The sequence below is a fragment of the Ruegeria arenilitoris genome (assembly GCF_013032445.1).
Lineage (GTDB): Bacteria > Pseudomonadota > Alphaproteobacteria > Rhodobacterales > Rhodobacteraceae > Ruegeria > Ruegeria arenilitoris_F.
In genome coordinates this window covers 24,934-45,020 of record NZ_WQCA01000002.1, presented here as the reverse complement: position 1 = coordinate 45,020, position 20,087 = coordinate 24,934, and the positions used below count along the sequence as shown (strand labels likewise).

At 59.5% G+C, this 20,087-nt stretch carries 21 protein-coding genes; 13 read left to right on the top strand and 8 right to left on the bottom strand.

What is annotated here, in order from left to right:
* The first annotated feature begins 33 nt into the window (after window positions 1–33).
* The 3 genes from trxA to GOW98_RS02555 are packed head-to-tail and all read left to right on the top strand — an operon-like array spanning window position 34 to window position 1,805.
* Window positions 34–951, top strand: a complete 918-nt coding sequence (gene trxA, locus GOW98_RS02565; protein WP_170329501.1) for a thioredoxin — start codon at window positions 34–36, stop codon at window positions 949–951.
* Window positions 952–978: 27 nt separating this feature from the next.
* Complete coding sequence (locus tag GOW98_RS02560) at window positions 979–1,623, top strand: LON peptidase substrate-binding domain-containing protein (RefSeq protein ID WP_170329500.1); 645 nt, start codon at window positions 979–981, stop codon at window positions 1,621–1,623.
* The gene (locus GOW98_RS02555) at window positions 1,620–1,805 is read left to right on the top strand and encodes a Trm112 family protein (RefSeq protein WP_170329499.1); all 186 of its coding nucleotides are present in this window, start codon (window positions 1,620–1,622) and stop codon (window positions 1,803–1,805) included. The genes GOW98_RS02560 and GOW98_RS02555 overlap by 4 nt, the downstream gene beginning before the upstream one ends.
* On the opposite strand, the gene GOW98_RS02550 is transcribed toward GOW98_RS02555, so the two are convergent.
* On the bottom strand, window positions 1,802–3,028 hold the full coding sequence (locus tag GOW98_RS02550) for an FAD-dependent monooxygenase (protein ID WP_170329498.1): 1,227 nt from the start codon (window positions 3,026–3,028) through the stop codon (window positions 1,802–1,804). The two genes, GOW98_RS02555 and GOW98_RS02550, sit on opposite strands and share 4 nt — an antisense overlap.
* An 89-nt stretch (window positions 3,029–3,117) precedes the next feature.
* Between GOW98_RS02550 and GOW98_RS02545 the strand changes: the two genes are divergently transcribed.
* From GOW98_RS02545 to GOW98_RS02530, 4 genes are all read left to right on the top strand, one after another.
* Entirely contained in the window at window positions 3,118–4,446 is a 1,329-nt protein-coding gene (locus GOW98_RS02545; protein ID WP_170329497.1) for an amidase, read from the top strand.
* A gap of 109 nt (window positions 4,447–4,555) precedes the next feature.
* Window positions 4,556–5,737, top strand: coding sequence for an aminotransferase class I/II-fold pyridoxal phosphate-dependent enzyme (locus GOW98_RS02540; RefSeq protein WP_170329496.1), 1,182 nt, complete (start codon window positions 4,556–4,558; stop codon window positions 5,735–5,737).
* Between the two features lie 14 nt (window positions 5,738–5,751).
* Window positions 5,752–8,646, top strand: a complete 2,895-nt coding sequence (locus tag GOW98_RS02535; RefSeq protein WP_170329495.1) for a DNA translocase FtsK — start codon at window positions 5,752–5,754, stop codon at window positions 8,644–8,646.
* A 39-nt stretch (window positions 8,647–8,685) separates the two neighbouring features.
* Window positions 8,686–9,282, top strand: coding sequence for a LolA family protein (locus GOW98_RS02530; protein WP_170329494.1), 597 nt, complete (start codon window positions 8,686–8,688; stop codon window positions 9,280–9,282).
* Between the two features lie 12 nt (window positions 9,283–9,294).
* Here the strand turns inward: GOW98_RS02530 and GOW98_RS02525 are convergent, their stop codons facing one another.
* The gene (locus GOW98_RS02525; protein WP_170329493.1) at window positions 9,295–9,876 is read right to left on the bottom strand and encodes a transglycosylase SLT domain-containing protein; all 582 of its coding nucleotides are present in this window, start codon (window positions 9,874–9,876) and stop codon (window positions 9,295–9,297) included.
* A gap of 60 nt (window positions 9,877–9,936) precedes the next feature.
* Complete coding sequence (locus GOW98_RS02520) at window positions 9,937–10,818, bottom strand: AEC family transporter (protein ID WP_170329492.1); 882 nt, start codon at window positions 10,816–10,818, stop codon at window positions 9,937–9,939.
* Window positions 10,819–10,898: 80 nt separating this feature from the next.
* Here GOW98_RS02520 and hspQ point away from each other — a divergent pair, with 80 nt between their 5' ends.
* Window positions 10,899–11,225 (top strand): heat shock protein HspQ, encoded by a 327-nt coding sequence (gene hspQ, locus GOW98_RS02515; protein ID WP_170329491.1) that lies wholly within the window; start codon window positions 10,899–10,901, stop codon window positions 11,223–11,225.
* A 24-nt stretch (window positions 11,226–11,249) separates the two neighbouring features.
* On the opposite strand, the gene GOW98_RS02510 is transcribed toward hspQ, so the two are convergent.
* The 3 genes from GOW98_RS02510 to GOW98_RS02500 all read right to left on the bottom strand — a co-directional run bounded on the left by GOW98_RS02510 (window position 11,250) and on the right by GOW98_RS02500 (window position 13,850).
* The gene (locus GOW98_RS02510; protein WP_170329490.1) at window positions 11,250–12,827 is read right to left on the bottom strand and encodes a gamma-glutamyltransferase family protein; all 1,578 of its coding nucleotides are present in this window, start codon (window positions 12,825–12,827) and stop codon (window positions 11,250–11,252) included.
* A 211-nt stretch (window positions 12,828–13,038) separates the two neighbouring features.
* A complete protein-coding gene (locus GOW98_RS02505) occupies window positions 13,039–13,479 on the bottom strand; it encodes an ATP-binding protein (RefSeq protein ID WP_254437884.1) in 441 nt (146 codons plus the stop codon).
* A 32-nt stretch (window positions 13,480–13,511) separates the two neighbouring features.
* Window positions 13,512–13,850 carry an STAS domain-containing protein gene (locus GOW98_RS02500; protein WP_170329488.1) on the bottom strand — a complete coding sequence of 113 codons (339 nt, stop codon included), beginning with the start codon at window positions 13,848–13,850 and terminating at the stop codon, window positions 13,512–13,514.
* A 102-nt stretch (window positions 13,851–13,952) separates the two neighbouring features.
* Here GOW98_RS02500 and GOW98_RS02495 point away from each other — a divergent pair, with 102 nt between their 5' ends.
* Together GOW98_RS02495 and GOW98_RS02490 are read left to right on the top strand one after the other, a co-directional pair.
* On the top strand, window positions 13,953–15,125 hold the full coding sequence (locus GOW98_RS02495) for a thiolase family protein (protein WP_170329487.1): 1,173 nt from the start codon (window positions 13,953–13,955) through the stop codon (window positions 15,123–15,125).
* Window positions 15,126–15,179: 54 nt separating this feature from the next.
* Window positions 15,180–15,632, top strand: coding sequence for a GAF domain-containing protein (locus tag GOW98_RS02490; protein WP_170329846.1), 453 nt, complete (start codon window positions 15,180–15,182; stop codon window positions 15,630–15,632).
* A gap of 53 nt (window positions 15,633–15,685) precedes the next feature.
* Here GOW98_RS02490 and GOW98_RS02485 read toward each other — a convergent pair whose 3' ends face one another.
* Together GOW98_RS02485 and GOW98_RS02480 are read right to left on the bottom strand one after the other, a co-directional pair.
* Window positions 15,686–16,075, bottom strand: coding sequence for an SHOCT domain-containing protein (locus GOW98_RS02485; RefSeq protein WP_170329486.1), 390 nt, complete (start codon window positions 16,073–16,075; stop codon window positions 15,686–15,688).
* A 111-nt stretch (window positions 16,076–16,186) separates the two neighbouring features.
* A complete protein-coding gene (locus tag GOW98_RS02480) occupies window positions 16,187–16,528 on the bottom strand; it encodes a DUF1294 domain-containing protein (RefSeq protein WP_367646792.1) in 342 nt (113 codons plus the stop codon).
* Window positions 16,529–16,584: 56 nt separating this feature from the next.
* On the opposite strand from GOW98_RS02480, the gene GOW98_RS02475 reads away from it, so the two are divergent.
* The 3 genes from GOW98_RS02475 (at window position 16,585) to GOW98_RS02465 (ending at window position 20,076) form a co-directional block, all read left to right on the top strand.
* Window positions 16,585–17,154 (top strand): helix-turn-helix domain-containing protein, encoded by a 570-nt coding sequence (locus GOW98_RS02475; protein ID WP_367646791.1) that lies wholly within the window; start codon window positions 16,585–16,587, stop codon window positions 17,152–17,154.
* Window positions 17,155–17,231: 77 nt separating this feature from the next.
* Window positions 17,232–17,612 (top strand): GFA family protein, encoded by a 381-nt coding sequence (locus GOW98_RS02470; RefSeq protein WP_170329483.1) that lies wholly within the window; start codon window positions 17,232–17,234, stop codon window positions 17,610–17,612.
* Between the two features lie 16 nt (window positions 17,613–17,628).
* The gene (locus GOW98_RS02465) at window positions 17,629–20,076 is read left to right on the top strand and encodes a GcvT family protein (RefSeq protein WP_170329482.1); all 2,448 of its coding nucleotides are present in this window, start codon (window positions 17,629–17,631) and stop codon (window positions 20,074–20,076) included.
* Window positions 20,077–20,087: the final 11 nt, after the last annotated feature.

The window sequence follows — 20,087 nt, the reverse complement described above, 5'->3', positions numbered from 1 at the left end:
TAGGGCGCGAGTTCGAACCGGAGAGTGAATGCCATGGACCTTCTGAACGCCGCAGGTGCCCCCGATACCACCGATCTGATCAAGGACGGAACCGAGGCCACGTTCATGGCCGATGTGGTCGAAACGTCGCAGGAAATTCCGGTCATTGTCGATTTTTGGGCGCCCTGGTGCGGCCCTTGCAAGACGCTGGGCCCGTTGCTGGAAGAAGCCGTGACCGCCGCCAAAGGCGCGGTGAAGATGGTCAAGATCAACGTGGACGAGGCGCAGATGATCGCCGCGCAATTGCGCATTCAGTCGATCCCGACCGTCTACGCCTTCTTCAAGGGCCAGCCTGTTGACGGGTTTCAGGGCGCGCAGCCGGGATCCGAAATCAAAGCATTTGTTGACCGCGTGATTGAGGCCGCGGGCGGTGAAAGCCCCGGTGGGCAACTGGATGACGCCGTTGCCGCCGCCGAAGAGATGCTGGCTGAAGGTGCGGCCAGTGATGCGGCCCAAACCTTTGCGGCGATTCTGGGGGAAGACCCCAACCATGCTGGCGCTTATGGCGGGTTGGTTCGTGCCCATATTGCGGCAGACGATCTGGATCAGGCCGAGGCGATCCTGAACGGTGCACCGGCTGAGATTTCCTCTTCGCCCGAATTGGAAGCCGCTCATGCGCAGCTGGAATTGGCCAAGCAGGCTGCTGATGCTGGCCCCGTAGCCGAACTGACCGCGGCGGTCGAGGCAGCGCCCGACAACCATCAGGCCCGGTTCGATCTGGCACAGGCGCTGCATGCGAATGGCGAAGTGGAACAGGCTGTGTCACAGTTGCTGGAACTGTTCCGCCGGGACCGCGAATGGAATGACGGTGCCGCCAAGACGCAGCTGTTCACCATTTTCGATGCGCTCAAGCCCAACGATCCGATTGTTCTGAACGGTCGACGCAAGCTCAGCTCGATGATATTTGCCTAATTCCGGATCAGAGCTACACTCGGGTACATGATGCATCCCGCTGATCTGCCGGAAACGGTATCCGTTTTTCCATTGCCCGGGGCGCTGCTGCTGCCCCGTTCGCGCTTGCCGCTGCATATTTTCGAGCCGCGCTATCTGCAAATGCTGGACGACGCCCTGAAGACGCGGGAACGGCTCATTGGAATGGTTCAGCCCAACCCCTGTCGAAGCAACGAAGACAAGTTGCACCAGATCGGTTGTGCCGGGCGTGTGACACAGTTTTCAGAAACGGAAGATGGCCGTTATCTGATCACGTTGACAGGCATTTCCCGGTTCCGCGTCGCGTCAGAACTGGATGCTTTTACACCTTATCGGCGCTGCGCGGTGTCGTGGGACGGCTTTGACCGGGATCTGGGCACCAAGGCCGAGTTGGACGAAGGGTTTAACCGATCGCGCTTTTTGCATCTGCTTGAGAGGTTCTTTGCGTCGCGTCAGTTGTCCACTGACTGGGATACGTTGAAAGACGCCGATGATGAACTGCTGGTCAACTCGCTGTCGATGCTGCTGGATTTCGACCCCGAAGAGAAACAGGCGCTGCTTGAGGCCCCCTGCCTGCGCACCCGGCGCGAGACCTTGGTGACACTGATAGAATTCGCCATGCGCGGCGGAACGAATGAGGAAAAACTGCAATGACCGACTCTGAACACGCCTTCGACCGTCACATGCTTGAGGCGCTGATCTGTCCGCAGACCCATACCACGCTGCACTATGACGCCGAAAAGCAGGAGTTGGTGTCCAAGGCCGCAGGTCTGGCCTTTCCGATCCGCAACGGTATCCCGGTGATGTTGGTCGACGAGGCGCGTACGCTCGATTAGATTGAGCGGCCTTGCAGTAGCTTCGGCAGGTCTCCGGTCAGCCCGGCGGCCTCGCGCACGAATCCGCGGCGCAATCCGGGCAGAGAACCGACGATTCCCATCCCGATATCACGCCCCATTCGCAGCAGCGGGTTGTCGTTGGAAAACAGCTTGTTGAACACATCTGTCGCCATCGCCAGCGCGGCGGTGTCAAAGCGGCGCCACTCCTGATAGCGCTCCAGCACCAGAACCGAGCCGATGTCTTCGCCCCGCCTTCCGGCCAACGTCAGCACCTCGGCCAGCGCGCCCACGTCGCGCAGACCCGCGTTCAGACCTTGCCCGGCGATGGGGTGCATTCCGTGCGCGGCGTCTCCGACCAGAGCCATACGGTCGCCGATAAAGGAGTTGGCGATGGTCAAGCTCAGCGGATAGGTGAACCGGTCGCCTTGCAGGCGGATGTCGCCCAGAAAATCCCCGAACCGGGGGCGCAGTACCTGCAGATACTCGGCCTCGGGCAGGGCGTTGATGCGCAGCGCTGCCTCGGTCCTCTCGCTCCAGACGATCGAACTGCGATTGCCGGTCAGCGGCAGGATCGCCAGCGGGCCGGGCGGCATGAAGAACTGATGCGCGATGCCATGATGGGGCAGGTCATGTTCAATGGCGCAGACCAGAGCGGTCTGCCCGTAATCCCAGCCTGTGCGCTTGATGCCAGCGCGCGCGGCGGTGCCGCTGCGGCGGCCGTCGCAGCCGACCAATAGACCACCGGTGACGGTGCTGCCATCGTCCAGCGTCAGGGTTACACCGGTTGCGTCAGCCTCTTGCGCGACGACGGTCCGGCCATTGATCTGGGTGATACCCTTTTCCTCAGCCAATGCGTCCAGAAAGGCGCGGCGCAGGTGGCGATCTTCGACCATATAGCCCATCGGGCCTTCTTCGATTTCGGCATGGTCGAAATGCATGAAGAACGGCGACGGTCCTGCACCCGCATGCCCGTCGGTGACCTTGATCTCCAACATTGGCTGGGCGTGCTCGGCAACCCGCTCCCATACACCGATCGCGTCCAGAAGGCGTTGCGACGCCAGCGCCAGCGCATAGGCGCGCCCGTCAAAGGCCGCGTTCTTTCGCACGGTCTCGGCCAAAGCGTCAATCACGGTGACGGAATGCCCAGTCTGCGCCAGAGCCAGGGCCAGGGCCGGGCCATTCAGGCCGCCGCCCACGATCAGGATATCGGTCTTCTGTTCCATGCCCCGCAATATGCGCGGCCTTTCGGGATTGTCCATGTGCGGTCCTGTCGCTACCGTCCGATGAACGCGATTTTCCAAAGGGGGCGGGGATGCAGGATTGGCTGACCATGACGGCGTGTGATCTGGGCCGGGGCATCGGCATGGGGCGGATCGACCCCGTTGAGCTGACCGAGGTCTACCTTTCAGCCATCGATGCCCACGCGCACCGCGACCGGATCTACGCCCGCGTGACCCACGAACGCGCCCGTGCCGAGGCCAAGGCCGCGCAAGAGCGTGCCAGGCTTGGTTTGCGCCTGTCTCTGCTGGACGGTGTGCCGATCAGCTGGAAAGACCTGTTCGACAGTGCCGGAACCGCGACCGAGGCCGGTTCGGCCCTGTTGAAAGGCCGCGTGCCCGAAGCAGACGCGGTTGTCCTGCGCAACGCCACCGCGATGGGGGCGGTTTGTCTGGGCAAAACCCACATGAGCGAGCTGGCCTTTTCCGGCCTTGGCCTGAACCCGATCACCGGAACCCCACCTTGCATCGCTGATGAAGCGGCAGTGTCCGGCGGTTCCTCTTCGGGGGCTGCAGCGTCAGTAGCCTGGGGTTTGGCGGCCGGTGGGATCGGCTCTGATACGGGGGGGTCGGTGCGCATCCCGGCAGCGTGGAACAATCTGGTCGGGCTGAAAACAACTGCCGGGCGGGTCAGTCTGGAAGGGGTGGTGCCCTTGTGCCTGCGTTTCGACACCGCCGGTCCACTGGCCAGGTCGGTCGAGGATGCGGCCCATCTGCTTGCTTTGCTGGAAGGCAACGCACCAGCCGACCTACGCGGTGCCAGCCTGAAAGGTCGTCGCTTTGCCGATCTTCAAAACGTCGCCAAGGATGATCTGCGGGACGCCCCGCGCAAGGCATATGACGACGCTCTGGACCGTCTGCGGGATGCGGGGGCTGAGATTGTGCCGCTTGATGTGCCTGAGTTGAACGATGCGATGGGCCTGTCTGGGATCCTCTATACAACCGAAGCCTACGGGCTGTGGCGTGATGTGATCGAGGCCAACCCGGACGCGATGTACCCCGAGATTCTGGAACGCTTCCGTGCGGGCAAGAACGCCTCTGGCCCCGACTATATCGCTGCGTGGTCCAAGCTGAAAGCCAGCCGCGCCGCGTGGGACGCAGCCACCGCAGGGTTTGACGCGGTTCTGGCCCCGACCGCTCCAATCCTGCCGCCGAATCTGGATCGGCTGATGAGCGACCACGATTATTATGTCACCGAAAACCTGCTGGCCCTGCGTAACACGCGGATTGGCAACCTGATGGGGCTGGCTGCGCTGACCTTGCCTACGCCAACACCCGGCTGCGGGCTGATGATGATGGGCTATCCGGGGTCGGAAGAGGCTCTGTTACGGCTCGGATCAGCCGCCGAGGCCGCTTTGGCTTGAATGCCACAATCCCCTGATTCGGCACCTCTTTGTCTGGACGAAGCGGGGTGTGACCTGTAATCTGCCAAAAAAACGGGGCGAAAATGATCCCGGTATTGAGGCAACAGTTATGAATTTCCCCGAGCGGTTTTCGAACCTACCGGAATACGCATTCCCGCGTCTGCGCACCCTGTTGGACCACCACCAACCGGGCGGAGATGTGATTCACATGACCATCGGCGCGCCGATGCATGACTTTCCGGCTTGGGTGACCGATGTGATCACCGAGAACGCAGCCGGGTTTCAGGGTTATCCCCCAAATGAAGGCTCGCCGGAGTTGCGGTGCGCGATCACCGATTGGATTGCGCGTCGCTATGGCGTGCAGATGGACCCCGACACAAACGTGATGGCCCTGAATGGCACGCGCGAGGGGTTGTACAACGCCGCCATGGCGCTGTGCCCCGAGGAAAAAAATGGCCAGAAACCGATCATCTTGTGCCCGAACCCGTTCTATCAGGTCTATATGGTCGCCTCGATTTCAGTCCGGGCTGAACCGGTTTTTGTGCCCGCTACGGCGGCAACCGGCCATCTGCCGGACTATGCAGGCCTGCCCAAAGATGTCCTGAACCGCACCGTCGCGGCCTATATTTGTTCGCCCGCCAACCCGCAGGGGGCGGTGGCCTCGCACGATTATTGGGTCGAATTGATCCAATTGGCCGAGAAATACGATTTCCGCATCTTCGCTGACGAATGTTATTCAGAGATATATCGCGATGAGGCCCCCACGGGCGCGCTGACCGTGGCGCAGGAACTGGGTGCTGACCCTGAGCGGGTGACGCTGTTCAACTCGCTATCGAAACGGTCGAATCTGGCTGGCCTGCGGTCCGGCCTGATTGCTGGTGGCCCTGAAACCATCAAGCGGGTCAAACAGTTGCGCAGCTATGCAGGCGCGCCGCTGCCGCTGCCGTTGCAGGCCGCTGCGGCGCGGGTCTGGGCGGATGAAGAACACGTGGCCGAGAACCGCGTGCTCTATCAGGAAAAATACGCAATAGCTGATGAAGTGTTCGCGGGCCAGCAGGGCTATATGCCGCCCGAGGCCGGGTTTTTCCTGTGGCTGCCGGTCGAAAACGGCGAAGAAACTGCATTGAAGGTCTGGAAGCAAACCGGAGTTCGGGTGCTACCGGGCGCATATCTTTCTCAAGGTGATCCGGGGCAAAACCCGGGCGAGCAATTTATCCGGGTCGCGATGGTGGCCCCAAAAACAGAGATGAAGCGCGGGCTGATCAAGCTCCGCGACTGCATCTATTCGTGAGGTACGAGGGCAAAATGGCATCATTGAACGCGCGCAACCGCGATCCATTGTTGGACAGCACGACGCAAGCCGCCATCGAGCGGCGCAGCAAGGAACTGATCGGGATCGCCCTGATCCTGCTGGGGCTGGCCTCGGCCGCCATGATCTGGTCCTATACGCCAGATGATCCGAACTGGATGGTCTCGACCGACGCGCCGGTGCAGAACTGGCTGGGACGGATCGGAGCCTCGATTGCAGCCCCTTTGTTCATGATCGTTGGCTGGGGCAGTTGGAGCATCGCGTTGGTGCTGATCGGCTGGGGTGTGCGCTTTGCCGGGCATTTCGGCGAAGAACGCGCAGTTGCCCGTCTGATCTTTGCCCCGATCTGGATTGCAATTGTCTCGGTTTACGCGGCAACGCTGGTGCCGGGTGAGGCTTGGCGCACGACCCACAGTTTTGGTTTGGGTGGGTTGTTCGGTGATACCGTGATGGGGGCGTTGCTAACGCTGCTGCCGACCTCTTCACATTTCATGGTCAAGCTGATGTCGCTGGCGATGGCCGCCGGAATGCTAGCGCTGGGTGTCTTTGTACTTGGTTTCACTAAGGCCGATGTGCACAAGGGGTTCCGCGGTTTCCTGTTGGGGCTGGTGATGTCCTACGATATGCTGATGAACCTTTTGGGCCGTGGCGCTGCTGCCACCGCGCAGGCCGCGCGTGACCGCCGCGCGCAATGGGATGAACGCAAGACCGCCCGTGCTGATGCCGTTTTTGATGATGAAATCGCCTTTGAGGAGCCGATTTTTGAAGAACCGGAATTCGACGAACCCGAACCCGTAAAAACCGGCCTGCTGGCGCGGATGCCCAGCCTGATCCGCCGCCCCGATCCGATGCCCGAACCCGAGCTGGTCGATCCCGAACCCGTCGCGGGCTTTGATGAGATGCCGGGCGAGGACCGCATCCGGTCCAAGATTTCCGCTGCCGTACGCAACCGCAAGGTCGCTGCGGGCGAGATGGCACCCGAGCATGATCCAAACCTGCCGCTGACCAAGGGGCGTGGCCGTGGACCGGACCCGTTGATCCTGAATGCAAGAGGTGGGGAAGAATTGCCGCCCGAACCGCCGATGACTTTGGCTGGTCTGCCGCCGGAACCGATGCTGACGGCAGAGCCTGCGCCCGAATGGCAGCAGGAACCGCTGCACGAGGATTTTGCGCCCGAGCCGGATTTCGAAGATGAGGCCGTGTTCGAGGATGCACCGATGCCAGAACCCGAACCGCAGTCGCGCCCGGCGATGAAAATCCCTGTGGCCGAGCCGCGCAAGCCGGTGGTGGCCCAACCCGTGCGTCGCGCCCCGCTGCCCTCGCGCCGGGCTCAGGCCGAAGCACAGCCTGCGTTGTCGTTCGAAGAACGCCATTCCGATTTCGAACTGCCGCCCTTGGGCCTGTTGTCGAATCCGGCAAGCATTCAGCGCCATCACCTCAGCGATGAAGCACTAGAGGAAAACGCACGGATGCTGGAAAACGTGCTGGATGACTATGGCGTCAAGGGTGAGATCGTTAGCGTTCGCCCCGGCCCTGTTGTCACCATGTACGAACTCGAACCGGCTCCGGGCCTGAAAGCCAGCCGTGTGATCGGTCTGGCGGATGACATCGCGCGCTCGATGTCGGCCCTGTCGGCGCGGGTTTCGACCCTGCCCGGACGGTCCGTGATTGGTATCGAACTGCCCAACGAAAACCGTGAAATGGTTGTGCTGCGTGAAATTCTCGCCAGCCGCGATTTCGGTGATGGTAACCACGCGCTGCCGCTGGCGCTGGGCAAGGATATCGGCGGTGAGTCTGTTGTGGCGAACCTTGCGAAAATGCCCCACCTGCTGATCGCGGGGACCACCGGTTCGGGTAAGTCGGTTGCGATCAATACGATGATCCTGTCGCTGCTGTATAAGCTGACACCGGATGAATGCCGCCTGATCATGATCGACCCCAAGATGCTGGAACTGTCCGTCTATGACGGCATTCCGCACCTGCTGTCCCCCGTTGTGACTGACCCGAAAAAGGCAGTTGTGGCCCTGAAATGGGTCGTGGGCGAGATGGAGGATCGCTATCGCAAAATGTCCAAAATGGGCGTCCGTAACATCGCAGGCTACAACGGCCGTGTGAAGGATGCTTTGGACAAGGGCGAGATGTTCAGCCGTACGGTCCAGACCGGGTTTGACGATGAAACCGGCGAACCGGTGTTCGAAACCGAAGAATTCGCGCCCGAAGCGATGCCCTATATCGTTGTCATCGTCGATGAGATGGCCGACCTGATGATGGTTGCGGGGAAAGAGATCGAAGCCTGCATCCAGCGTCTGGCGCAGATGGCGCGGGCCTCGGGTATTCACCTGATCATGGCGACGCAGCGCCCCTCGGTCGATGTGATCACCGGTACGATCAAGGCAAACTTCCCGACCCGGATTTCGTTCCAGGTCACCTCGAAAGTCGACAGCCGGACCATTCTGGGTGAGATGGGCGCCGAGCAACTGCTGGGGCAGGGGGACATGCTTTATATGGCCGGTGGTGCGAAGATCACGCGTTGCCATGGACCGTTTGTCTCGGACGAAGAGGTCGAGGAAATCGTCAACCACCTGAAACAGTTCGGTCCGCCGGATTACATGAGCGGCGTGGTTGATGGTCCGGCAGAGGAAAAGGCCGACAATATCGATGCTGTTCTGGGCCTGAACACCGGTGGCAACACCAACGGTGAGGATGCTCTGTACGATCAGGCGGTGGCGATTGTGATCAAAGATCGCAAATGCTCGACGTCCTACATCCAGCGGAAACTCGCCATTGGCTACAACAAGGCCGCGCGGCTGGTTGAGCAGATGGAGGATGAAGGCGTTGTTTCGGCGGCAAATCACGTCGGTAAGCGGGAAATCCTCGTCCCCGAGCAGTAGGATATTTAATAACAAGGGCAGAAGGCTTATCTGGGACGCATGAAACAGATTGCTTTTGCCCTTGCCTTGACCCTGGCCGCACCTGCCGCCTGGGCGGCCGATAAACTGCCGCTGTCGCAGATCTCCAACTATCTGAACGGTCTGAAAACCGTTCAGACGACATTTACTCAGGTCAACGACGACGGCTCGCTGAGCACCGGCAAGCTGTGGATGCAGCGGCCCGGGAAGATGCGGTTCGAGTATGATCCGCCCAGCAGCGCAGTTGTGCTGGCCAATGCAGGCACGGTGCAGATCTTTGATCCCAAGTCAAACCAACCGGCCGAGCAGTATCCGTTGAAACGGACACCGCTGTCACTGGTGTTGGCGCGCAATGTGAATCTGGGGCAGGCGAATATGGTCGTGGCTCATGATTTCGACGGCACCGCGACGGTCGTCACCGCACAGGACCCGAAAAATCCTGAGTCCGGCCGGATTGAGTTGATGTTCACCGATAACCCGGTCGAACTGCGCAAATGGGTGATTCACGACAATGCGGGCACCCAGACAACTGTGTTGCTGGGGCAGCTGGACACGGGCAAGAATCTGAACCGGGACCTGTTTAGGAAATCAAACAGAAGCGGGTCAGGCAATCGCTGACCCGCTGACCTGTCAGTAGCGGCAACCGGACAGTTGCGCCTGATACAGCTTGGCGCGCGCGTCAACGTCATTGGCGACGTTCAACAGCCAGGTCTTGCTGTAGTGACTGCCACGGGCGTAGCCGGTGTGACCCTCGTGATAAGCGAGGTACTGGTTGCGCGTATCACTGGGGTGAATGCCGTTCCGTTCATAGCTTTTGTTCATGTACCAGCCGATGAAATCCGACGCATCGCGGATACGATCCCGCTTGGCGCGGCGTTTGCCGGTTTCTTTCTGGTATTGCTCCCAAGTGCCGTCCAGTGCCTGGCTAAAGCCGTAGGCGCTGCTTTGGCGGCCCATCGGGATCACACCCAGAACGTATTGGTGCGGCGTGCGTGCGTCGTGTTTATAGCGGCTTTCCTGATAGATCGTCGCCATCTGAACGTGGACCGGTACGCCCCATTTCCGTTCGGTGCTTTTGAAGGCCTTCATGAATTCGGGCCGTTCGCGCGCAATGCTGCACGCGTCATTCAGCTTGCTGGGCGGCTGTTTGGAACCACCCCCACAGGATGCCAAAAGCAGCACCCCGAAGAGTACGAAAAGAATTCTGCTCATGTGCCTCGTGCCTTTTTCTTTTATTCTAGCGCAGATTGAGCGTTTAGGGAATCACAATCGTTACAGAACAATAGCAAGAATTAAGGGTAACGCGCCGACGGACAGGATTGTTGAGATCATGACCATCCCCGCAACAGCGTCTGAGTCCGCCTCAAACCGTTCCGCCAAAAGATAAGACGTAACTGCAACCGGTGCGCACATCTGCAGCACCATGACACCAAATGCGATTGCATCGAGGCCGAAGAGAACCGCTAATACCCAGCCTAAAGCAAAACACACGATGAGTTTGATTAGCGATAGCCAGATGGCCTGACTGATTTTGTGGGACGACAGGCGGGCAATGGCCACCCCAACCGTTATCAGCATCATCGGAACAGCCATCTGTCCTAATAATTCCAACGTGTTGGTTAAAAAGACCGGCGTCTGCCAGCCGCGCCACAGAAACAATGCTCCTAACAAAGTTGCCCAGACCATAGGTTCCCGCGCCGCTTTGCCAAACCCGCCTTTACCGGCCACCAGATAGATGCCGTAGGTGAAGGACAGCAGGGCAGTAACGGCCAGAAAAACGACCGCGTAACCCAGCCCAGCTTGCCCAAAGGCAAATATACATAACGGCAGGCCCAGATTGCCTGTATTCCCGAAAATCAACGGAGACAGGTAAGTTCGGCGATCCAGTCCGCGCAGACGTACAAACACCTCAAATACAATTGCCAGCACGACATGCCCGGAAATGGCGGCCAATGTAAAACGCGTCAGCTCTCCGGGAGGGATTTCGGTTTGCATCAGTGCCACAAAGATTAGACTTGGCACTGCAAGCGTGACGCCAAGGCGGGTTACGAACTCCATCCGGTACTCGAATCCCAGTTTGACCCAAGTAAAACCAATCGCTGCCAAAAGAAAAACCGGCGCCACGATTTCGAACACTGTCAGCAAGAGGTTCACAGACTGTTTCCCTTAATTTCGGATCAATGATTGGCTTTTTGGCCCGGAACGGGGTAGTAAGACCAGTGGGGGCAGATACAATGCTGAAGACACATGCCAAATACGGCTTGGGCCAGGTGGTCCGGCATAAAAAACATCCCTTCCGAGGGGTGATCTTCGACGTGGACGCCGAGTTCTCGAACACTGAAGAGTGGTATCAGGCCATCCCCGAGGACAGCCGCCCAATCAAGGATCAGCCGTTTTATCACCTGTTGGCGGAAAACGACCAATCCTTCTATGTTGCTTATGTTTCTGAACAAAATCTGGTTGCGGACCAATCTGGTGAGCCGGTTGAACACCCCGATATCCCCGACATGTTCGGCCCGTTCGAGAACGGCGCATACCCTCTGCACTTTCAGCTGAACTAACGCCGCAAACCCAGTCCGCGCCTGTTAATATCCAAGTGCGCATCCGTCTTTTCGTGGATCGCTTGCGCCCTTCAGAATGCCGTTTTCACAGATTCGAATAGCCTGCGCACCGCCCAAGGGTGTTTCTGAAATCGCAACAGTGTGGCCTAAATCACGCAATTGCTGCGCTGTGCTGGGCGGAATCCCGCGTTCCAGTTTTAGTACGCCGTTATCTGCAAATGCGCGCGGAGCATCCATGCTTGCCTGCATGTCCATCCCGTGATCGGTCAGATTTGACACAAACCGGGCATGACCGGTGGGTTGATAGGCGCCGCCCATCACTCCGAACGGCATTAGAATCCGGCCATTCTGTTTCAAAATGCCGGGAATGATGGTGTGCATGGGGCGTTTGCCGCCGCCCAGCTCATTGGGGTGGCCGGCTTGCAGGGTAAAGCCAGCACCGCGGTTCTGTAACAGAATACCGTATTTTTCCGATGCAATCCCGGAACCGAAGCTGTGAAAGATAGAATAGATCAGGGAAACGGCCATCCTGTCCCGGTCCACCACGGTGATATAGACGGTGTCTTTGTGAATGGCCTCGGTCAGCGGGGCTGCAGCAGGCATCGCGCGTTTCGGGTCGATCAGTGCCGCTAGCTTGTCGGCCACGCCCTGATCCAGAAAGCGATCCGCATGTGTTGTGTGGTCGGGATCGGCAATGAACCGGTTGCGGGCGTCATAAGCAAGCTTTGAGGCTTCGGCCTCGATATGCAGACGTTCGACCCCAAACGGGTCCAGGCTGGCCAGTTCGAAGTTCTTGAGGATGTTCAGCAGCAGAATTGCGGTGGCACCTTGGCCGTTGGGCGGGTGCTCAACCAGTTCCAGCCCTTTATATGGGCCGCTGACGGGGTGGGTCTTGGTGCAGGAGGTGGCCAGAAAATCTACCGCCTTGTGGGTACCGCCCCGCTGGGTCAGCGCGGTGATCATATCCTCGGCGATGTCGCCTGAATAAAACGCGTCCCGTCCATCTCGGGCAATCTGACTCAGAACTTCTGCCTGACCGGGGGACCTGAACACCTGACCGGCATCCGGCGCTTGGTCGTTGATCAAATAATGCGAACGCGCCGCCCCTTGAAGGGTGCTTGCGCCGGTCCGCCAGTCAAAGGCCACTCTCGGGGCAACCGGCACGCCGGTCTCGGCATAGTGAATGGCGGGCTGCAGTATGGCATCCAGTCCCAGCGTGCCCTCGGTTTCCGCCAGATGACAGAACGCATCGACCGCGCCGGGGATGGTCACGGCGTCGGCCGTATTCAGCGGCACCGCAGTCAGCCCTTGTGCCCGCAGTTTCTCCGCATCCGCTGCGGCAGGTGCGCGGCCCGAACCGTTCAGGGCGCGGACCTCATCCTCTCCCGCCCGGTTGAACAAGACAAAGCAATCGCCACCCAATCCGGTCATCTGGGGTTCGCAAATGCCCAGCAAAACCGCCCCGGCAATGGCCGCGTCCATTGCGTTTCCACCTTGTTGCAGAATGTCCAAGGCCGTTTTCGCCGCCAGAGGGTGCGACGTGGCGCACATCCCTTCTGTCGCCAGAACTTCGGACCGGCCCGGAGTTTGAAAATCCCGCATAGTGCATTTCCCCGTTTTGAACGCGTCGAAGGTATCGCGCGGTCAGATGTTGTCCAGTCACATGAGGGAGAAGTTCCTCGGCGCCGTTCACTGGGTGGGGGCTGTGATTCTTGGCGCCGAGGGAAGCTATCTGAGCTACAGATACTTTTTGCCCGTTGTTTGCGGCGCCACAATGGTTCGATCTGGACCTTATTGTGACGTTTTCGTGCCGTCAGGCTGGATCAGGAAAGTCAAACCGCAGCGACAACCGGTTACAGCCGTCGGAACGTTCATAGCGGATATCGCTGGTCAATTCGTGAATCATAAACCAGCCGAACCCGCCTTCGGGCAGTTCGTCGATCGTTGACCCCAACGGTGCCGGAACCCCGTCTGGCACCCGAAACCCGGGCAGCGGGTTGCCGGTGTCCGAGATCAGAATCTCCAGCCAGTTCCGGTGTAGGCGGCACCGCACCTTGACCTTGGCAGGCGTGACATCGGCATAGGCATGTTCCACCACATTGTTGATCGCCTCGGCTAAGGCAATCTTCACGTCACCCGCCTTGTGCTGCGGTAGCCCCTGTGTCGCCAGACACCTACTGAGTTGCGCAATTCCGGCGCTGGCCTCAGACTCGGTCGCTGCGAAACTCAGATCCAAACATTTGCCGTCACACATGGGCATTGAGCCTATTCTTGGTCGGGGAAGGGTCAGCCGGCGGCGGTCGACAATGCGTCATCCAGCGTTGGGTACAGTTTGAACACCGTGTCCATTCGGGTCAGTCGAAACACCTTTTCGACGAAAGGGTGCAGCCCGGCCAAATCCAGCCGGCGGTCGTTGCCAAGCTGTTTCATCGACGCGACGATGGCGCCCAATCCGCTTGAATCGATGAATTCAACGCTGCTCAGGTCCAGCACCACCCTTATGGCGCCGCCTTCAGCCTCGTTGCGCATGTCTTCCTTGAACTGGATAGCCATGGCTGCATCAATGCGGTCTGAATGGACTTTTATAATCTGGGTTGCGTCGGTCGTAGTGCTGGTCAGGGCCATGCGCGACGGTCCTCTAATCTGAAATTCGCTAGTAGAAATACGCTAGACGGCAAATCTTACCATTCGGTATCCATCGGGTGGGAAAAGAGGAGGAACACGCCGATGAAACAGGTTGTTATTGCCGGGGCCGCGCGCACGCCCATGGGCGGATTTCAGGGGATGTTCGACGGAGTGGCCGCCGCCGAGCTGGGCGGAACCGCCATCCGCGCCGCGCTACAGGGCGCGGGCGCTGATACCGTGGATGAGGTGCTGATGGGGTGCGTTCTGCCTGCAGGTCAGGGTCAGGCACCGGCGCGGCAAGCCGGATTCGCGGCGGGTTTGGGCGAAGAGGTGCCCGCCACGACCCTGAACAAGATGTGCGGATCGGGGATGAAGGCGGCGATGATGGCTTTTGACCAGATTGCCCTTGGCCACGCCGACACGATGATCGCAGGCGGGATGGAGAGCATGACCAACGCCCCTTACCTGCTGCCCAAGATGCGCGGCGGTGCGCGGATCGGGCACGGTCAGGTGGTCGATCACATGTTTCTGGACGGGCTCGAGGACGCCTACGACAGGGACCGTCTGATGGGCACCTTCGCTGAGGACTGCGCCGAGGCCTATCAGTTCACTCGCGAGGCACAGGACGAATACGCGCTGCAATCGCTGTCCAACGCCCTGTCCGCGCAGGAAAGCGGTGCGTTCGACGGCGAGATCACACCGGTCACCACCCGCACCCGCAAGGGTGAGGTCACCTTTGGACAAGACGAGCAACCGCAATCCGCGCGGCCGGACAAAATCCCGACGCTGAAACCCGCCTTCCGCAAGGATGGTAGTGTGACGGCGGCCAATTCCTCGTCGATCTCCGATGGAGCCGCAGCACTGGTGCTTGCCTCGGCCGACGCCGCCGAGGCGCAGGGCCTGACCGTGCGCGCCCGGATCGTTGGCCATGCCAGCCACGCGCAGGCACCCGGCCTGTTCACGACCGCGCCGGTCCCGGCGGCGCAAAAGCTGCTCGCGTCCATTGGCTGGTCCAAAGACGACGTGGACTTGTGGGAAGTGAACGAGGCCTTTGCCGTCGTCCCTATGGCCTTCATGCATGAGATGGGCCTGCCGCGCGACAAGGTGAACGTGAACGGTGGCGCCTGCGCTTTGGGTCACCCGATCGGCGCGTCAGGCGCGCGGATTATGGTCACGCTGCTGAACGCGTTGGAAAAGCGAAACCTCAAACGTGGCGTCGCTGCGATCTGCATCGGCGGCGGCGAGGGCACAGCCATCGCTATCGAACGCATTTGACGCTTCGACTGATTGCAAATACTCCGGTGCTAATGTCCACCAAAGAGCATGACCATGACTGTTGACTACAACACGCTCGCCAAAACCATTGCTGCGCTGACCGAGGGGGAAACGGATCAGGTTGCCCTGATGGCGACGATAGCCTGCGAGGTGCACCACTCGGACGATCGGTTCGACTGGACTGGATTCTATCGGGTGACCGAACCGGGGCTACTGAAGATCGGCCCTTATCAGGGCGGGCATGGCTGTCTGGTAATCCCCTTCGACCGCGGGGTCTGCGGAGTTGCGGCGCGCACGGGCGAGGTGCAACTAGTGCCCGACGTGGATGCATTTCCAGGTCACATTGCCTGCGCTTCGTCCACCCGGTCCGAGCTGGTTCTGCCGGTACGTAACGCATCGGGCGACGTGATTGCGGTGTTTGATATCGACAGTGATCAACCGGACGCTTTCACCGATCAGGACGCTTCATCAATCGGTGCAATTCTTTCCGATGTGTTCAAAAAATGAAATCAGCCGGGTTTTGTCCCGGCTGACCCAAAATTGACTGATAACGAGACCGGTCAGGCCCCGAGCACTTTGGCTTTCTGAGCGGCAAACTCCTCGTCCGTCAGGTGCCCTTTTTCCTTCAGCGCAGCAAGTCGCTCCAATTCATCCGCTGCTGACACGCTCGCGACTGAGCGTATGTAGTCCTTCTGCGCTTCTTCAATCTGGTTCATGGTCTCGACGCTGTGCTGGTGCATTTTGTCCCCACGTACGATGAGATAACACAGAACACCCAGCCAGGGGATCAGGATCACAAAGGCGATCCAAAGCGCTTTGCCGCCGCCACTCAGATCTTTTGAGCGAAAGACATCAGCGACGACAGAGATCATCACCCAGAACCAGGCGACCATCAGGAACAGCCAGAAGATTGACCAAACTATATCAAAGAAACCGAGCCCATTTTCCATATTCGTCCAACCCTTTGCTTATCAGAAAGAAATCCCTGTTCTCAGGGATCACGTGATTGTAACAGACAGTTTGCGAGTTGGTTAGAATATTGTTTCGGTTGCAAAAAACGATCACAGAGGATCGGGAAAGACACCAGCCAATTGCGCGTAAATTAGGCTCATCTGGACACCGAGAATCACAAACAGCCTGATTGAAAACCCACGCTTGCGTGTTTTGTGTCGGAAAATCCATCGACCCAGTAAAGCACAGGGGCTGCCGCCAAGTGCAGCCAGCCATAACAGCCGGCGTTCTGGAACTCTGCCTTTGCGCCGGCGCGCACGCGCTTTGTCCCAGGCAAAAGCCAATAGCGTCAGAACGTTAATCGCCCAAAGATAGACCACTGCAATCCACATGGTCTTGGCATAAACAGGCACGGTTTCACGCGCAAATGAAAAATCTCTTGGAAATTTCACGAATCTGGGTCATCGTGAAAAAGAGGATGAAAATTTCACCAGAATCGGAGCGGCACGTGAACACTCAGGCCCCCCATAGCGCGACACTTGGTGCGGATATCCGCGCCCTGCGCAAGGCGCGTGGGCTGACGCTGACCGAAATAGCCGAGCGTCTGAATCGCTCGGTTGGATGGCTCAGCCAGGTTGAGCGGGACATGTCCGACCCCTCGATCTCGGATCTGCGCCAGATCGCCGAATGTCTGGGTGTGCCGATGTCGATGCTATTCGCGCATTCCTCGGTGCCGGTGGACGAGCAGGGGTACGTCGTGCGCGCCGGGTCGCGCCGCCCGATGGGGTCGGGCGAGGAAGGGCTGATCGAAGAGTTGCTCTCACCCGATCTGACCGATGACTTCGAAATGGTGCACTCCACGTTCGAGCCGTATTCAAAGATGCAGACTCCCGCAAACCGTCCCACGCAAGAGGTCGGCTATATGGTGTCGGGGCGTCTGGATCTGGTGATCGGTGGACGGGCGTTCTCGGTCGGTCCCGGGGACAGTTTCCGCATCAAGAACGAGCTATATCAGTGGACCAACCCCTATGATGAGCCCGCAGTGGCCATCTGGGTAATTGCGCCGCCGGTGTACTGACATGACGGGTCCTGCATTCACCATTTGTGGCGTGAGGCCGATACCTGCCCACGCGCCCTCAGCAAGGAGGTAATCACATGCATACCGGTTCCTGCCTTTGCGGCGCTGTTTCGTTTACCATCGACGGAGACCTGTCGCCGCCTTCGGCCTGCCATTGCGGCCAGTGTCGCAAGCAGTCGGGTCACATATGGGCCTCAACCTCGACCCATCAGGACAACCTCAGCTTTACCACCAGCGACACGCTGCGCTGGTTCCGCGCCTCGGACATTGCCCGGCGTGGCTTTTGCAGTGCCTGCGGCTCGTTCCTGTTTTGGCAGCACAATGACGAGGACACGATTTCGATTTCCATGGGCGTCCTGAGCGAGCCCACCGGACTGCACCTCGCCCGGCACATCTTTGTGGCCGACAAGGGCGATTATTACGACATCACAGACGATCTGCCCCAAGAGGCACAGTAAAAGAGGATCCAAACTCATGAGTGATTTTCCAACAAAGGCCCGTGTGGTCATCATCGGCGGCGGCGTCGTTGGCTGTTCGTCCTTATATCATCTGGCCAAGAAGGGCTGGACCGACTGCGTTCTGCTGGAAAAGAACGAACTGACCGCTGGGTCTACATGGCACGCGGCCGGTAACGTACCGACCTTCTCGACCTCCTGGGCGATCATGAACATGCAGCGCTATTCGACCGAGCTGTATGCGCGTCTGGCCGACGAAGTTGATTACCCGATGAACTACCACGTGTCGGGGTCGATCCGTCTGGCGCACAGCAAAGAGCGGATGCAGGAATTCGAACGCGCCATGTCCATGGGTCTGTATCAGGGCATCCCGATGGAGATGTGGACCCCGGAACAGGCGAAAGAGCGTTACCCGTTCCTCGAAACGCACGATCTGGAAGGCGTTCTGTACGACCCGACCGATGGCGATATCGACCCGGCACAGCTGACACAGGCCTTCGCCAAGGGTGCGCGCGATCTGGGCCAGAAGATCATCCGTTTCTGCCCGGCCACCAACGTGACACAGCACGACGACGGCACATGGACCGTGCATACCGATCAGGGCGATATCGCTTGTGACTATGTGGTGAATGCCGCGGGTTACTATGCCCAGCGCGTGGGTGAGATGTTCAAGCCCTTTGGCGGTCGTACCGTGCCTGCAATGGTCATGAGTCACCAGTACCTGCTGACCGATGAAGTGCCCGAAGTTGAGGCATGGTCGAAAGAGAACGGCGGCAAGCTACCGCTGTTGCGCGACGTGGATATCTCGTACTACCTGCGTCAGGAAAAGAATGGCTTTAACCTCGGCCCCTATGAACCCAACTGCAAGGGTCATTGGATGACCGAAGATGACCCGATGCCGGAAGATTTCAGCTTTCAGCTGTGGAATGACGATCTGGAACGCATCGAAGACATCGTCACCGACGCGATGGAGCGGGTGCCGCTGATGGCGACCTCGGGTGTTGGTCGTGTGATCAATGGCCCGATCCCCTATGCACCTGATGGTCTGCCGCTGATCGGCCCGATGCCGGGCGTGGCAAATGCGTTCGAGGCGCACAGCTTTACCTTCGGTATCGCGCAGGGTGGTGGTGCAGGCAAAGTGCTGGCCGAATGGATCGTTGACGGTCACACCGAATGGGATATGTGGGCTGTCGATCCTCGTCGCTATACTGACTATACCGACCAGGATTACTGCAACCAGAAAGGTATGGAAGTTTATGGCAACGAATACGCCATGCACTTCCCGCATCACGAATGGCCTGCAGCGCGCGACAAGAAGCTGTCTCCGGTCCATGCCAAGGTCAAGGAACTGGGCGGCGTCATGGGTGCGTATAACGGTTGGGAGCGTGCCAACTGGTTTGCCAAGCCGGGCGATGATACCTCCGAAGGATCCACCCACACATGGGGCCGGTTCGGCCCGTGGGAACAGCGCATCAAGGAAGAGTGCGAAGCCGTCCGCGACAATTGCGGTGTGCTCGACCTGCCCGGTTTCTCGCGTTTCATGGTCAAGGGCGAAGGCGCGGCCGAAGCTCTGCGTGGCCTGATCACCGGCGGCCTGCCCAAAGTTGGCCGTATCAATCTGGTCTACATCTCTGATGACCGGGGCCGCATCCTGACAGAAATGTCCTGTGTCCGTCTGGGCGATGACGAGTTCATGATGATCACCGCTGCCACCGCTCAGTGGCACGACCGTGACATCCTGACCAAGGCAATGCCCGCCAGTGTTTCGGTTGAGGACGTCACCACCACCCGCGACACCCTGATCGTGACCGGTCCGAATTCGCGCGAGATCTTGGCAGGTCTGAGCGACGCGGACCTGTCCACCGGCTGGCTGACCCATCAGGCGTCCACCGTTGCAGGTAAGTCGGCCTTCCTGATCCGTGTCTCTTTCGCTGGTGAACTGGGTTGGGAGATACACGCCCTGAACGAGGACATGCCTGCGATCTACGACGCGATCCTCGCTGCAGGTGCGACGCCGTTCGGCATGTACGCGCTGAACGCGCTGCGGATTGAAAAGGGCTACCGCACTTGGAAAGGCGATCTGTCCAGCGACTACTCACTGCTGGAAGGTGGCCTAGGACGTTTCGTCAAGCTGGACAAGCCGCAGGACTTCCCCGGCAAGGCCGCTATCCAGAACGAAAAGCAGCAAGGGGTGAAGAAGTCCTTTGTCACGCTGGTCGTCGAAGCCGGTGACTGCGACGCGCCCTACATGTCCTGCATCTCGCAGAACGGTGAGATCGTGGGTGAAACTACCTCGGGCGCCTGGGGCTACCGCGTTGGCAAGTCCATCGCGCTGGGCATGGTCAAAACCGAAGCCGCCAACCCGGGCACCGAGCTTGAGGTGGAAATCTACGGCCAGAAGTACCGCGCTGTGGTACAAGAGGACCAACCGCTCTGGGATCCGGCAAACGAGCGGCTGCGCGCGTAACCCCGGACGGA

Excerpts from the sequence above, each read along its gene's own strand:
- trxA (WP_170329501.1), top strand. The coding sequence starts at position 34 with ATGGACCTTCTGAACGCCGCAGGTGCCCCCGATACCACCGATCTGATC.
- GOW98_RS02560 (WP_170329500.1), top strand. The coding sequence starts at position 979 with ATGATGCATCCCGCTGATCTGCCGGAAACGGTATCCGTTTTTCCATTG.
- GOW98_RS02555 (WP_170329499.1), top strand. The coding sequence starts at position 1,620 with ATGACCGACTCTGAACACGCCTTCGACCGTCACATGCTTGAGGCGCTG.
- GOW98_RS02550 (WP_170329498.1), bottom strand. The coding sequence starts at position 3,028 with ATGGAACAGAAGACCGATATCCTGATCGTGGGCGGCGGCCTGAATGGC.
- GOW98_RS02545 (WP_170329497.1), top strand. The coding sequence starts at position 3,118 with ATGCAGGATTGGCTGACCATGACGGCGTGTGATCTGGGCCGGGGCATC.
- GOW98_RS02540 (WP_170329496.1), top strand. The coding sequence starts at position 4,556 with ATGAATTTCCCCGAGCGGTTTTCGAACCTACCGGAATACGCATTCCCG.
- GOW98_RS02535 (WP_170329495.1), top strand. The coding sequence starts at position 5,752 with ATGGCATCATTGAACGCGCGCAACCGCGATCCATTGTTGGACAGCACG.
- GOW98_RS02530 (WP_170329494.1), top strand. The coding sequence starts at position 8,686 with ATGAAACAGATTGCTTTTGCCCTTGCCTTGACCCTGGCCGCACCTGCC.
- GOW98_RS02525 (WP_170329493.1), bottom strand. The coding sequence starts at position 9,876 with ATGAGCAGAATTCTTTTCGTACTCTTCGGGGTGCTGCTTTTGGCATCC.
- hspQ (WP_170329491.1), top strand. The coding sequence starts at position 10,899 with ATGCTGAAGACACATGCCAAATACGGCTTGGGCCAGGTGGTCCGGCAT.
- GOW98_RS02510 (WP_170329490.1), bottom strand. The coding sequence starts at position 12,827 with ATGCGGGATTTTCAAACTCCGGGCCGGTCCGAAGTTCTGGCGACAGAA.
- GOW98_RS02505 (WP_254437884.1), bottom strand. The coding sequence starts at position 13,479 with ATGTGTGACGGCAAATGTTTGGATCTGAGTTTCGCAGCGACCGAGTCT.
- GOW98_RS02500 (WP_170329488.1), bottom strand. The coding sequence starts at position 13,850 with ATGGCCCTGACCAGCACTACGACCGACGCAACCCAGATTATAAAAGTC.
- GOW98_RS02495 (WP_170329487.1), top strand. The coding sequence starts at position 13,953 with ATGAAACAGGTTGTTATTGCCGGGGCCGCGCGCACGCCCATGGGCGGA.
- GOW98_RS02490 (WP_170329846.1), top strand. The coding sequence starts at position 15,180 with ATGACTGTTGACTACAACACGCTCGCCAAAACCATTGCTGCGCTGACC.
- GOW98_RS02485 (WP_170329486.1), bottom strand. The coding sequence starts at position 16,075 with ATGGAAAATGGGCTCGGTTTCTTTGATATAGTTTGGTCAATCTTCTGG.
- GOW98_RS02470 (WP_170329483.1), top strand. The coding sequence starts at position 17,232 with ATGCATACCGGTTCCTGCCTTTGCGGCGCTGTTTCGTTTACCATCGAC.
- GOW98_RS02465 (WP_170329482.1), top strand. The coding sequence starts at position 17,629 with ATGAGTGATTTTCCAACAAAGGCCCGTGTGGTCATCATCGGCGGCGGC.